We start from the raw sequence: 13622 nt of genomic DNA, 5'->3' as shown, positions 1-13622 counted from the left end.
AATTAAAATCTAAAGTGAGAGAAAGCTTTGTTAGCTTCTGCCATTTTGTGAGTATCCATTCTTTTCTTAACAGCCGCTCCTTCTTCTTTAGCCGCAGCTAAACATTCAGAAGCTAGTCTTTGAGCCATCGATTTTTCATTTCTTCTTCTAGAATAAAGTATTAACCACTTCATTGCCATAGAAATTTTTCTGTCTGGTCTAATTTGCATTGGAATTTGGAATGTAGCTCCACCAACTCTACGACTACGTACTTCTACGTGAGGCATAACATTAGTTAACGCATCTTTCCAAATTTCTAATGATGATTTTTCTGCATCTTGCTTTTTTGTTTCAATGATATCAATTGCATCATAAAAAACTTTAAAAGCTGTTGATTTCTTACCGTCCCACATTAAGTTGTTCACAAAACGAGTTACCAATTGGTCATTAAACCTTGGATCTGGTAAAAGTGGTCTTTTCTTTGCCGCTCTTTTTCTCATGTCTTTTTTGTTTTTAGAATAAAAATTTATTCAGTTGTATTTATAGGTATAGTAATTACTAAACTTCTAAACATTGAAACTTATAAACTTTTAGTTCAAATTACTTTTTTGCTTCTTTTGGGCGTTTAGCACCGTACTTAGATCTTCTTTGCGTTCTTCCTGCTACACCTGATGTATCAAGTGCACCACGAACGATGTGGTATCTAACTCCTGGTAAATCTTTTACCCTTCCACCCCTAACTAATACTATCGAGTGCTCTTGTAAATTGTGTCCTTCTCCAGGGATGTAGGCATTTACCTCATTACCATTTGTCAAACGTACACGCGCAACTTTACGCATTGCAGAGTTTGGTTTTTTTGGTGTAGTAGTGTAAACACGCGTACAAACCCCTCTTCTTTGAGGACAAGAATCTAAAGCAACCGATTTACTCTTCTTAGTTATCTGAGTTCTTCCTGTTCTTACTAATTGTTGAATTGTTGGCATAATTAATACTAAAAATTTCTTATTATATTAAATTCCCGCTTTTTACGGGGTTGCAAATGTATAAATAATTTTGAACTCTGCAAACCATAATTAATTAATTTTCAAGTAGGTTCCACTTTTTTATGAAATTCATAAATTAACAACTACAACAATCCTATCGAAACAATCTCTATTTCAACTAGGATAATTTGAAAAAAAAGCAACAAAAACCTTAATTTGAAATAAAAACAACAAAATAAAGCAGAAATTAAATTGATAATCTGACAATAATTTAAAAAATATTGCTTTAAATAAATCAAATAATTGAAGAAAAATTAGCCAGATCAATTAAATATTAAGGAATAATTAGGATTATTAACAAATTATTAAGATTTTTGCGGTACTAATTCAAAATAATTAAAAATGAAACTAAAATTAAATGGATTCTTAGTGCTATTAGTAGCACTTGTGACGCAAATTACTTTTGCGCAAGAGAGAACCGTTTCAGGTACTGTTTCTGACAATGCAGGAATGCCTTTACCAGGCGTGAGTGTATTAGTTAAAGGCAGTAAAACTGGAACTCAAACAGATTTTGATGGTAAATTCTCTATCAAAGCGAGTACAAATCAAACCCTTGTATTAAGTTACATTGGAATGAAAACTCAAGAAGTAAAAGCTACTTCAACCACAATTAACGTTAAACTTGCTGATGATTCAATTGAATTAGAAGGAGTGGTTATTAACACATTGGGTATTGAAGTTAAAAAGAATGAAAAAGCGTCTTCTTTTTCAAAAGTTAAAGGTGATGTAATTACTAATTCTGGAGAAACTTCATTACTTAAAGGACTTTCTGCAAAAGCATCTGGAGTTGCAATTGTTTCAAATTCAGCAGATCCAGGTTCAGGAGCTTACATTCAAATTAGAGGGCAAAACTCAATTACTGGTTCTACGCAACCTTTATTCGTTATAGATGGTACACCAGTATCTAATGACGAAATTGGTAGTGGTACTGATGGTGTTGGACAACAAAGCCGTTTAAACGACATCAATCCTAATGATATTGCAAGTGTTCAAATTTTGAAAGGCGCATCTGCAGCAGCATTATGGGGATACAGAGCAGCTAACGGAGTGGTGCTTATTACTACCAAAAAAGGTAAAAAAGGGAAAATTTCAGTTGATGTAAATTCAAGTGTTTCTTTCGACCAAGTAAATGTGGAAATGCAATTACAAGATAAGTTTGGACAAGGTTCTAATGGACGTTTTGCTCGAAACAATGCTAATTCTTATGGAGATAAAATTTCTTCAAGATCAGGAGCTCCAGATGTTTTTAATACAACTGGTCAATATTTCCAAACTAATGACGGTAGAAAAATTTATCCGATTACTACTAAAAACAGTACAGAAAACTTCCAAAAATCAAATATGGATTCTGTAATTGGTGATGGGCTTTATATTGACAATCACATAGGAGTAAGTGGTGGTAGCGAAACTACAAACTTTTATCTAGGTCTTGGAAACACTGATCATGATGGTATAATTAGAAATTCTACTTACAAAAGAACTAGTGTGGATTTTACATCTGAATCAAAAATCGGAGAAAAAACATCTTTTAAAACTAAATTCGGTTATTCTTCTGTGAGTTCAAATAGAATTCAAACAGGATCTAACTTAAGCGGCCTTTACTTAGGATTGTATAGAACACCAGCTGATTTTGATCAACGCGATTTTATAGGGACAAATTTTCTAGCTAATGGAACAGCGCATTTAAATAGCCACAGAGCCTACAGACAAGACGTTGGAACTAATGCAGGTGATTTAAACCCAAGTTACAACAACCCATTATGGACAACAGATGTACAGAGAAATCCAAATAATGTTAATCGTTATATTGGAGGATTTGAATTAAAACATACTGTTGCGCCTTGGCTAGCAGTTTTAGCTAGATTAGGTCTTGATGGATACAGTGACAAAAGAATGTCTATATTCCCAATTAATTCATCAGAAAATGGAGGTAATGGAAGTGCTACTGAAAGTGTTACTGATTTTCAATCTTTCAATGCAGATTTAATTGCTTTAGGAGATACAAAGATTAATGACAATATTAGTTTATCATACCTAACAGGGATTAACTTCTCTGATACTAATTATGATCAAAGAGGTGGTTCTTACCGTAATTTTATACTTGACGTTAATAATTTTTCATACGACAATGCTTTAGTAGCTGACAAAACTACATTCTTAGACAGAACCTACTCAAAATTAAGTGGTGCTTATTTTTCTACCGCATTCGATTACAAAAATTATTTGTTTTTAACTATTGGAGGTCGTTTAGAAACAGCATCAAGTTACGATCCGAATTTAAAAACGTATTTCTACCCATCTGTAGAACTTGGTTATAAATTCACTAATAAATTAGAAAGCAAAATTTTAACTGACGGAAAGTTAAGAGCAACATTTGGTCAAATCGCATCTATTCCAGCTCCATACAGAGGAACAACTTATTTTGTTGCTGCTAGTGGTGCTGAAGGTTGGGGTGGTGCATACGATTCTGGTGCCTATGCTGGATCATTACAACAATCAGCATCTGGAGGAAATCTTAACTTAAAACCTGAAATCAAAACTGAATTTGAAATTGGTACTGATTTGCAGTTTTTCAAAAGAATTACACTTAATGCTACTTATTATTCTAATGAAACTAGCGACTTGTTAGTAAGCGTACCTTTGAATGGTAGTTCTACATTTAGTTCTTTATACGGGAATTATGCAACTATTCAAAATCGTGGATTTGAATTGGAATTTGACGGAAGCATACTATCAATGGATTCAAAATTGAAATGGAATGTATTTGGTAACTGGAGTACCAACCGTAACGAAGTTACAGCATTAGAAGGAACAGAATCTTTATTTTTAAATGGATTTACAGGATCTTCTTCTCGTGCAGTTCTAAATCAACCTCTAGGGGTACTATGGGGAGGTAAATTTGACAGAGATGCCTCAGGTGCGCTAATTCTTGATGCGAATGGATTCCCTACTGCAGCAGCATCTGAAGGTGTTATTGGAGATCCTAACCCTAAATGGAGAGGAGCTTTAGGTACCTCATTTTCTTATAAAAATTTCAAAATCAGCACTTTATTTGATGCTTCAATTGGAGGTCAATTATGGGATGGTACAAGTGGTGCTTTGAATAATTTTGGTAAAACTATTGAATCCGCAAATGAGGTGACTTTAACTAGTCCTACCTTAAACTATGCTGGAGCAACAATAGCACCAGGAACTGTTCGTGGTAATTTAAGAGATTTTGGAGCAGGTCCACGATTATTAGACCAATCATGGTATCAATCTTTAGGAGGTGGATTTGGACCAGTTGCTGAGCAATTTGTAAAATCAGCTTCATGGATAAAATGGAGAGAGTTATCATTATCTTATAATCTAGATTTAAGAAGTAAAAATATTGGAATTGAAAGTATCACATTCTCAGGTACAGGGAGAAACCTATGGTTATGGACTGAAGCTAAAGACCTAGGACAAGATCCAGAAACGAATTTAACTGGAGGATCTAACGGTCGTGGTTTACAATACTTTAATGCTCCAAACAGCAAATCGTTAATCTTCAGCGTTAACTTAAAATTTTAAAACATGAAAAATATATTTTTAAAAACAACAAGCTACTTCTTTTTAGCGATTACGCTATTTAGTTGTACTGATTATGTTTCGGAAACCAATGTGGATCCAGATTTAATTACAGAATCAGATGCGAAAAATTTATTTCAAGGGGTCCTTCTTGCAAATCAGTTTTTTCAAACAAGTTCAAACACTAGAGATGTAATGATTTGGCTGAACCAAGCAAATGGTGAAAACAGACAGTACGTTTCCCTAAATGACTGGAATTTATCAACTGCATCATCATTTGATGATAGTTGGAATCAAGCTTATGTAAACTGTATTACAAATGCTAAAATTACTGCCGCAAAAGCAACCAAAGAGTTAAATCCAAGACTTGTTGGAGCAGCTCAAGTAATTGAGGCACACTGTATGGGTACTATTACCTCTCTTTGGGGTGATGCTCCTTACAGCGAATTAGATATTACAGGAAAAAATTTAACTCCTAAATACGATTCTCAAACCGCTATTTACGCTAGTTTACAAGCATTGTTAGATAAAGCAATTGTAAATTTGAGTGCTACTACAGGTAAAGGAATTCCAGCAGATAAAGATTTATATTATTCTGGAAGTGCAGCTAAGTGGTTAAAATTGGCCTACTCATTGAAAGCGAGATATTATCTTCACGTTAAAGACTATACTAAAGCTAAGCAAAATGCTTTACTAGGAATTAACAATGCTAACGATGACTTCAAAGCGCAGTTCGGTTCAGGTTATCTTCAAAGTTTTAATCCTTTCTATTCATTCTTAATATATGATAGAGATGATTATATGTCTGGAGATAGTTACGCTGCTAGATTGTTAGACCCGTCAACTTCTATTTATAGAGGTAATGCTAAAACAGATGAGTCTGCAAGATTTGAATTCACTTATCATACAGGCTTATATTATTTTTCAAATTATGAACTTAATTTTCAATGTGATTTTGATTGGGGAGAAGGCCTAAATGGAAAATTTGGAGGAGACAGTGCTATGCCTATGGTAACTTATGGTGAAATGTTATTAATCATTGCTGAAGCAGATGCTAGAACTTCATTTAGTAATGGTCTTACATCATATAATGCCTATAGAGCATTGTTAAATACTGGTTATTCAATCGGTGTAGACAATTCAGGCTATGGTGTTGGAACATTTGCCTATTCAGCTTATGATGCAGCTGATTTTGCTGCAGGAGGTATGGAAAATAATTCTGGAACAGCTTTAAGCCAACAAAATGCATTGATTAGAGAAATTTTTGAAGAAAAATACATCTATTTAATGGGAAGTTATGAAAGCTTTACAGATTACAGAAGATCAAATAATGCAGCTCAAATTCAACTTAAAACAGGAAAAGCTGGGACACCACAACGTTTCCTTTACCCACAAGTAGAAATTAATGCTAACCCTAATACACCAAGTCCAGTTCCTTCAATAGTAACTAAGACAACAGTTCATAATTAGGAATTTGATAATTCATTTACTTAAAACCATCAGCCTTTGGCTGGTGGTTTTTTTTTGTATCTTTGCGCCATGGAAAAAGAAAACATAATATTCGGAATACGCGCCATTATTGAGGCCATACAAGCAGGAACTGCAGTAGACAAAGTCTTTATTCAAAAAGAAATTGCAGGCGAACTGATGAAGGATTTAATGAAGGTAATGAAACGTGCTAATGTTAATTTTTCTTATGTTCCAGTTGAAAAGCTAAACCGTTTAACACCTAACAATCATCAAGGAGCAGTGGCAAGTATTTCGCCTATTGGTTTCATTGAATTAGAACACTTAGTGGAATCCACTGTAGAATCGGGTAAAAAACCATTATTCTTGATATTGGATCAAATCTCTGATGCACGTAATTTCGGTGCGATTATTAGAACTGCTGAATGTACTGGAGTTAATGGTATAATTGTTCAAAAAGCAGGTTCCGCTCCTGTAAATGGAGACACAGTAAAAACTTCTGCCGGAGCTGTTTTCAATGTGCCTATTTGTAAAGTAGAACACATTAAAGATGCCATCTTTTACCTTCAAGGTTCAGGAATCAAAACAGTAGCCGCTACGGAAAAAACGGAGCAAAACATTTACGATATCACATTGAACGAACCGGTAGCCATCATCATGGGATCTGAAGATAGAGGAATCAATCCATCAGTGTTAAAAATTGTAGATGAGAAAGCCAAACTACCTATGTTTGGAACAATTGGTTCTCTAAATGTGTCTGTTGCTTGTGGTGCCTTTCTTTACGAAGCAGTAAGACAAAGAAGTTAGATATATAAACCCCTTATTACAAAAAAATAAATTTGTAATCCGGTTAAACAAATAACCGAATCAACAAATAAACTCATAACCAAATAAACAAATAACCCATTAATCCAATGGTAGCTCCTTTAGCAGAACGCATTCGTCCACAACAACTAGAAGACTATATTAGTCAACTACACCTTGTTGGACCAAATGGTTCGTTAACGCAACAAATTGCCAAAGGAATTATTCCTTCTTTGATTCTATGGGGACCTCCTGGTACTGGTAAAACTACTTTGGCTCAAATTATTTCGCAAGAATCAAAACGCCCTTTTTACACCCTTAGCGCCATTAATTCTGGAGTGAAAGATATTCGGGACGTTATCGAAAAAGCCAAACAAAGTGGCGGACTTTTTACCTCTAAAAATCCTATTTTGTTTATTGATGAGATTCATCGTTTTAGCAAATCGCAACAAGATTCCTTATTAGCAGCTGTAGAAAAAGGTTGGATCACCTTAATTGGTGCGACAACTGAAAATCCGAGTTTTGAAGTTATTCCGGCATTATTATCGCGCTGTCAAGTATATACTTTGAATGCTTTTAATAAAGAAGACTTAGAGACCTTGCTTCACAGAGCAATGCAAACGGATGTTATTTTACAAAGGAAAAAAATAAATTTAGCTGAAACAGAAGCATTGTTGCGACTTTCTGGCGGAGACGGACGCAAACTATTAAATCTTTTTGAACTAGTCGTAAACGCCTCTGATGAAGATGAAATTCTCTTTACTAACGACCGTGTACTCGAATTAGTACAACAAAACACGGTTTTGTACGATAAAACTGGAGAGCAACATTATGATATCGTTTCGGCCTTTATCAAATCCATACGCGGGAGTGACCCTAACGGAGCTGTGTATTGGCTTGCTAGAATGATTGAAGGCGGAGAAGATGTAAAGTTCATTGCAAGACGTATGCTCATTCTTTCTAGCGAAGACATTGGCAATGCCAATCCAACTGCCTTTATAATGGCAAACAATACCTTTCAAGCAGTCGCTACTATTGGCTATCCTGAAAGCCGAATTATTCTAAGCCAATGTGCTGTATATTTAGCGACATCTCCTAAAAGCAATGCCTCTTATCAAGCTATTGGCAAGGCGCAACAAATCGTAAAACAAACAGGTGATCTTTCCGTTCCAATTCATTTACGCAATGCCCCTACTCCATTGATGAAAGAATTAGGATATGGCGAAGAGTATAAATATTCGCATGATTATGCTAATAATTTTGCCGAACAAGAGTTTTTACCCGAAGCTATTGCAGGTTCAGCTATTTACGAGCCTGGAAATAATACACGAGAAAACTCGACTAGAGAATTCCTGAAAAACAGATGGAAGGACAAGTACGGTTACTAAAACTTAACTCGTACTAATTCCGAAAATAATTTTTCGTTTTCGTAATATTCAAAAAACCACTCATTATCTTTTTGAATAAAAACTCCTTGAATACTTCCTTTTGAAGCTGTGAAAAACGTTGGACTCGAGGTTTTATTCAATTTAAAAATTACTTTCGGACTCGCATCAACCAATTGATAACCTGTTGGAGTTGCTTGCGCATACAGTAATTCAGCGTTTGTATTAGGAGAATCTTGTACAACAGTTGCCGAACTTGAAATTGGAGAATTAACCACTGCTACAGGAATAACCTGAGTTACTTGTTGAATAGGCAATTGGCTCAATTCGTATTTATAATTCAAAGCATTTATTGATCTAAACGCATCATTTAAAGCCTCTGAATAAGCCGATTCATACTCTTTTAGTTTACTTTTACCCATCTCCGATTGGAATACCAATTTGCCAAAACAATCGTTAAAGACTACAGCTAATTTAGTCATCAAAAAACCACTTTCTTTTTTTACATCTACCGTCAATAAACTGCATCGATCTTTATACTCAGATGGAATATCTTCGTTGCTATAAAAAGCAACAAAACCTGCTTTCTGAAGATTAAGTTTAGTTAGGGTAGCCAAACGATATTGATTCTCTGATTTCAAAAAATCGTATTTCAGTGGAATAATAACAGCTTTATAGTTATTGATATTTTGCGAAAAGGCAACTGTTGAAAACAAGATGAATACAAATACTAATTTTTTCATAATTATAAATAGTTTTTTAGTTCTAATAAATGGTTAATTTCAATTATCCCTTCTGGGCTAGTTTCTTTATTTGGGTTAAAAAATAGCGCTTTGATTCCAAAATCTATTGCGCCTTGAACATCCGCTTCTAAACTATCCCCAATCATAATGCTGTTTTCTTTTTTGGCTTGAGCCAAATCTAAAGCATATTGAAAAATAATAGGATTGGGCTTCTTTACTCCTGCCATTTCAGAATTGGTAATCGTTTTAAAATACGTATCAATCTTTGAATTAGTAATTTTCTTATACTGAACATTAGCAAAGCCATTGGTAATTATATGCAAATGATATTTTGGATTCAAATAATTTAATAATTCAATTGTCCCATCAAACAAATGATTATTGTCTGGTAAAATCGAGATATAATCTTCCGCAATTTGATGAATTAAACTATCTGGAATAGCATAATTTAAAGCATCGAAAGAATCTTTCAAGCGTTTATAACGTAATTCCTCGTGAGAAATTAAATCGTACTGATACAATTTCCAACAGGCTTGATTAATAGGCGCATATACTTCAATAAAATCGTTTATTGCAATTTCAGGATGGTTTTTCTCAAATAGAGTAGCAAACGCCATTTCAGAATTTTTATCAAAATCCCAAAGTGTGTGATCCAAATCAAAAAAAACGTGCTGTATAGTATTATTTTTCATTCCCCTTTTTACAAAATTCCTTGATCAACAAAACTGAAATAACTGGTCTCAGTTACTATTACATGGTCTAAAATAGCTATTTCTAAACTCTCCCCTGCGCGTTTTAACTTTTGAGTAATTTGCTTGTCAGCCTCACTGGGTTTCAAACTCCCAGAAGGATGATTGTGACACAAAACTAAGGAAGTAGCTCCCATTTCCAATGCTACTTTAAAAACCAAACGCACATCCACTACCGTTCCAGTAATTCCACCTTTACTCAATTGTGTTTTGGAAATCACCTTATTGGAATTATTCAGATATACTATCCAAAATTCCTCGTGAGGTAATTCGCCAATAATCGGTTGCATTAACTCAAAAATAATTTTACTTGATGTAATTTTAAGCAATTCAACAGACTCTTCTGCTCTTCGTCTCCTACCTAACTCTAATGCAGCAATTATTGTAATAGCTTTGGCCTCACCTATTCCTTTGAACTGCATCAATTGCGATAAACTTTGTTTTCCTAAGGCATTCAAATTATTAGAAACGGCTGCTAAAATTCGTTTGCTTAAATCAACTGCAGTTTCGTTTCGGCTACCAGAACCGATTAAAATAGCAATTAATTCAGCATCGCTCAAAGCGCTTTTGCCTTTAAGCATGAGTTTCTCTCGAGGTTTATCATCTTCGGACCAACTACTAATGGGAAAGGGGGCGTTTTCCATATGCAATAATTTGGGTGTTTCTTATTCTATTAATTGTTTTACTTCATCAAAATTCAAACCTCCATAATTTCCAGAACTCATCAGTAACAGAGCAGAGTTTTCTAGATTTCGGTTAAATAAATAATTTTTAAACTCGGCTGGATTGGTATAGATAATTAAATCTTCTCTATTGAACGCTTTAGCAATTTGCTCATAGGTCACTTCTTCCAATTGTTTTATTTTTACCGCATCTGGCGAATAAAAAACAACCGCTTCATCAGCATATTCTAGGGCGCCTTCATATTCTTTCAAAAACTCAGCATTCAAACTGCTATAGGTGTGCAATTCTAAACAAGCTACCAAAGTACGATTAGGATATTGTTCTTTTACAGCTTTGGTTGTAGCGGCTACCTTACTTGGTGAATGTGCGAAATCTTTATATGCAACTCTCCCCTTTCCTTCGGCAATTTTTTCTAAACGTTTGGAAGCGCCTTTGAAACTTGCAATAGCTTCATAAAAATCAGCTTCGTCTACACCCATATTTTGACAAATCCATTTGGCTCCAGCTAAATTGTTTAAATTATGTGCGCCAAAAACTTCAATAGGCATTGGTCCTTCAGGAGTTTCCAAAAGTGTTACTCCATCACTTACCGAATACGCTGGCGTACTATAAGGTAGTTTCCGAATTGGATTCGTAGCGGCTTCTGAAACGCGTTTCACCTCAGCATCGTCTTCATTGTAGACTAAAATACCACCATTTGTAATTTTATCAATGAAAATTTCAAATTGCTCTACATAGTTATCATAGGTTGGAAACACATTAATATGATCCCAAGCAATACCGGAAATCAAGGCAATATTAGGTTGATACAAATGAAATTTAGGGCGTCTATCTATTGGCGATGACAAATATTCATCACCTTCTAAAACCATAAAATCATTTTCTTCGGTAAGATGTACCATAGTGTCAAATCCTTCCAATTGAGCACCTACCATATAATCGACCGCAATATTGTGATAATGCATGACATGCAAAATCATCGAAGTAATAGTAGTCTTTCCGTGAGAACCACCAATAACCACTCGGGTTTTATTTTTGGACTGTTCGTATAAGAACTCCGGATACGAATAAATTTTCAATCCTAATTTCTGCGCTTTCAACAACTCAGGATTGTCTGCCTTAGCATGCATCCCTAGAATTACCGCTTCAATATTAGTTGTTATTTTTTCCGGAAACCAACCCATTTCAGTAGGTAGAATTCCTTTCTTTTCTAATCGTGATTTTGAAGGTTCAAAAATAGCATCGTCACTACCTGTAACTTGATATCCTTTGTTATGTAGCGCTAAAGCTAAATTATGCATCGCGCTTCCGCCAATGGCGATAAAATGTGTTCTCATCTTTTTAGTTTATGAGTTTAGATGGTTATTCATTAATAAGTTCGAAAAATAAACTCATACACTATTAACCATCTAAACTATTTTTCAAATTGTGCTTTTAACTGTTGTGCTTTATCAGAATTTTTCATTCTATTTAAATACAAATTGTATAATTTCTGAAAAGCTACTTTAGAATTGGTCAACTCCAATGCCTTACTATAATTCAACTCCGCTTTTTTATTTCGACCAAAATACTCATCAATATATCCTTTAGACAGATATCCTTCTAAGGGCGACAATCGCATTAGTTCATTTGAATAAGCCATTGCTTTTGTTTCGCTACCGCCAATAATACCAGGCAATTCCAAATACAACATCACTAATGCCCAACGCGATTCAGTATGCTTAGGATCCAAAGCCGCAGCCTTTTCAAAGGAGGATTTAATTTCATCAATCATTCCTAAGGCTTTGAATTTATTCACGGCCTTAGCTTTCATCCCTAAAGCACCACCATACTTGTAATGGTAATCGGCATTATTGGGTTGAATTATCTTTATCTTTTTGTAATATAAAATTGCTTTGTCCCAATTTTTGTTTTGCCCTGCAATATCTCCCAAATACTCTAATGATTTACTATGCGATGGGTTTTCTTTGATCACACTCTCAAACGCTATTCGCGCTAACTCAGTTTTTCCAGAAGCCAATAACTGAACTCCTTTTTCAAAATTAGTTTGAGATAAAAGCATACTTGGAACAAACAATAAAAAAAACACCACTCGATTCATATTCCAAAAATAAGGAAATTTACACTTGCTTTTCACTCAAACTGAAAAGGTTTTTATAAAAAAATCCGTTTCAATTGAAACGGATTTGTATTATAAATAAGATAAAACTTAGTCATTCAACATAGTCCACAATTTATCTTTTAATTCTGTCAAACCTTGTTGTGCCACAGAAGAGATGAACATATACGGAACATCTTTAAATGCAACATCCAACTCTATCTTTAGTTCTGCCTTCAATTCTTCATCCAGCATATCAATCTTTGAAATAACTAACAAACGCTCTTTGTCTAACATTTCTGGATTGTATTTGGTCAATTCGTTAACCAAAATATCATATTCTGCTTTAATGTCTGGTGTGTCCACGGGTACCAAAAACAATAAGGTAGAGTTACGCTCAATATGCCTTAAGAAATAATGGCCTAAACCTTTTCCCTCAGCTGCACCTTCAATAATACCAGGAATATCAGCAATTACAAACGATTGAAAATCACGATAGGCTACAATTCCAAGATTAGGTTTTAAAGTCGTAAACGGATAATCAGCAATTTTTGGCTTAGCCGAAGTCAAAACGGATAATAAAGTAGATTTTCCAGCATTGGGAAACCCAACCAAACCTACATCAGCCAAGACTTTTAATTCTAGAATCACGTCCATTTCTATACCTAGTAATCCAGGTTGTGCATAACGTGGTGTTTGGTTCGTAGAACTTCTAAAGTGCCAGTTTCCTAAACCTCCTTTACCTCCTTGAGCTAAGATGCGTTTCTCTCCGTCTTCTGTAATTTCAAATAATACTTCTCCGGTTTCTTTGTCTTTAACCACTGTTCCTAATGGTACTTCAATGTATTTATCATCCCCATCAGCTCCTGTACTTCGGTCTCCACCTCCATCTCCTCCATGTCCAGCTTTGACGTGACGTGCAAACTTTAAGTGAAACAAAGTCCAGAGACTTTTATTTCCAACTAAGTATACGTGACCACCGCGACCACCATCTCCTCCATCAGGGCCACCTTTTTCAATAAATTTTTCTCTATGCAAATGCGTTGAACCTTTTCCTCCTTTTCCTGAAGAAACAAATATTTTAACGTAATCTACGAAGTTTCCTTCTGTCATTTTTTCT

At 34.8% G+C, this 13622-nt stretch carries 12 protein-coding genes; 4 read left to right on the top strand and 8 right to left on the bottom strand.

The annotated features are described in order from the left end of the window. Window positions 1–2 precede the first annotated feature (2 nt). Window positions 3–479, bottom strand: a complete 477-nt coding sequence (rpsG, locus tag LPC23_RS04905; RefSeq protein WP_121337677.1) for a 30S ribosomal protein S7 — start codon at window positions 477–479, stop codon at window positions 3–5. 100 nt (window positions 480–579) lie between these two features. Continuing rightward, entirely contained in the window at window positions 580–963 is a 384-nt protein-coding gene (gene rpsL, locus LPC23_RS04900; RefSeq protein ID WP_007136570.1) for a 30S ribosomal protein S12, read from the bottom strand. Window positions 964–1365: 402 nt separating this feature from the next. On the opposite strand from rpsL, the gene LPC23_RS04895 reads away from it, so the two are divergent. The 4 genes from LPC23_RS04895 to LPC23_RS04880 all read left to right on the top strand — a co-directional run bounded on the left by LPC23_RS04895 (window position 1366) and on the right by LPC23_RS04880 (window position 8231). After that, entirely contained in the window at window positions 1366–4575 is a 3210-nt protein-coding gene (locus tag LPC23_RS04895) for a SusC/RagA family TonB-linked outer membrane protein (RefSeq protein ID WP_229331550.1), read from the top strand. A gap of 3 nt (window positions 4576–4578) precedes the next feature. After that, window positions 4579–6042 (top strand): SusD/RagB family nutrient-binding outer membrane lipoprotein, encoded by a 1464-nt coding sequence (locus LPC23_RS04890; protein WP_229331548.1) that lies wholly within the window; start codon window positions 4579–4581, stop codon window positions 6040–6042. Window positions 6043–6111: 69 nt separating this feature from the next. Further along, complete coding sequence (gene rlmB / locus LPC23_RS04885) at window positions 6112–6846, top strand: 23S rRNA (guanosine(2251)-2'-O)-methyltransferase RlmB (RefSeq protein ID WP_229331546.1); 735 nt, start codon at window positions 6112–6114, stop codon at window positions 6844–6846. A gap of 107 nt (window positions 6847–6953) precedes the next feature. Continuing rightward, window positions 6954–8231 carry a replication-associated recombination protein A gene (locus LPC23_RS04880; protein WP_229331544.1) on the top strand — a complete coding sequence of 426 codons (1278 nt, stop codon included), beginning with the start codon at window positions 6954–6956 and terminating at the stop codon, window positions 8229–8231. On the opposite strand, the gene LPC23_RS04875 is transcribed toward LPC23_RS04880, so the two are convergent. The 6 genes from LPC23_RS04875 to obgE all read right to left on the bottom strand — a co-directional run bounded on the left by LPC23_RS04875 (window position 8228) and on the right by obgE (window position 13615). Next, window positions 8228–8971, bottom strand: coding sequence for a hypothetical protein (locus tag LPC23_RS04875; RefSeq protein WP_229331542.1), 744 nt, complete (start codon window positions 8969–8971; stop codon window positions 8228–8230). The two genes, LPC23_RS04880 and LPC23_RS04875, sit on opposite strands and share 4 nt — an antisense overlap. Before the next feature lie 2 nt (window positions 8972–8973). Further along, window positions 8974–9663 carry a YjjG family noncanonical pyrimidine nucleotidase gene (locus LPC23_RS04870; RefSeq protein WP_229331540.1) on the bottom strand — a complete coding sequence of 230 codons (690 nt, stop codon included), beginning with the start codon at window positions 9661–9663 and terminating at the stop codon, window positions 8974–8976. Window positions 9664–9671: 8 nt separating this feature from the next. Next, window positions 9672–10364 (bottom strand): RadC family protein, encoded by a 693-nt coding sequence (radC, locus tag LPC23_RS04865; protein ID WP_229331538.1) that lies wholly within the window; start codon window positions 10362–10364, stop codon window positions 9672–9674. Between the two features lie 21 nt (window positions 10365–10385). After that, a complete protein-coding gene (locus LPC23_RS04860; protein ID WP_229331535.1) occupies window positions 10386–11741 on the bottom strand; it encodes a UDP-N-acetylmuramate--L-alanine ligase in 1356 nt (451 codons plus the stop codon). Between the two features lie 77 nt (window positions 11742–11818). Continuing rightward, window positions 11819–12466, bottom strand: a complete 648-nt coding sequence (locus tag LPC23_RS04855) for a tetratricopeptide repeat protein (protein ID WP_229331533.1) — start codon at window positions 12464–12466, stop codon at window positions 11819–11821. A 147-nt stretch (window positions 12467–12613) separates the two neighbouring features. After that, window positions 12614–13615 carry a GTPase ObgE gene (gene obgE, locus LPC23_RS04850; RefSeq protein WP_229331531.1) on the bottom strand — a complete coding sequence of 334 codons (1002 nt, stop codon included), beginning with the start codon at window positions 13613–13615 and terminating at the stop codon, window positions 12614–12616. Between the last annotated feature and the right edge of the window lie 7 nt (window positions 13616–13622).

Source organism: Flavobacterium ammonificans, from assembly GCF_020885975.1.
GTDB lineage: Bacteria > Bacteroidota > Bacteroidia > Flavobacteriales > Flavobacteriaceae > Flavobacterium > Flavobacterium ammonificans.
The sequence above is the reverse complement of the archived record's forward strand: the minus strand, read 5'-3'. Positions and strand labels throughout refer to the sequence as shown.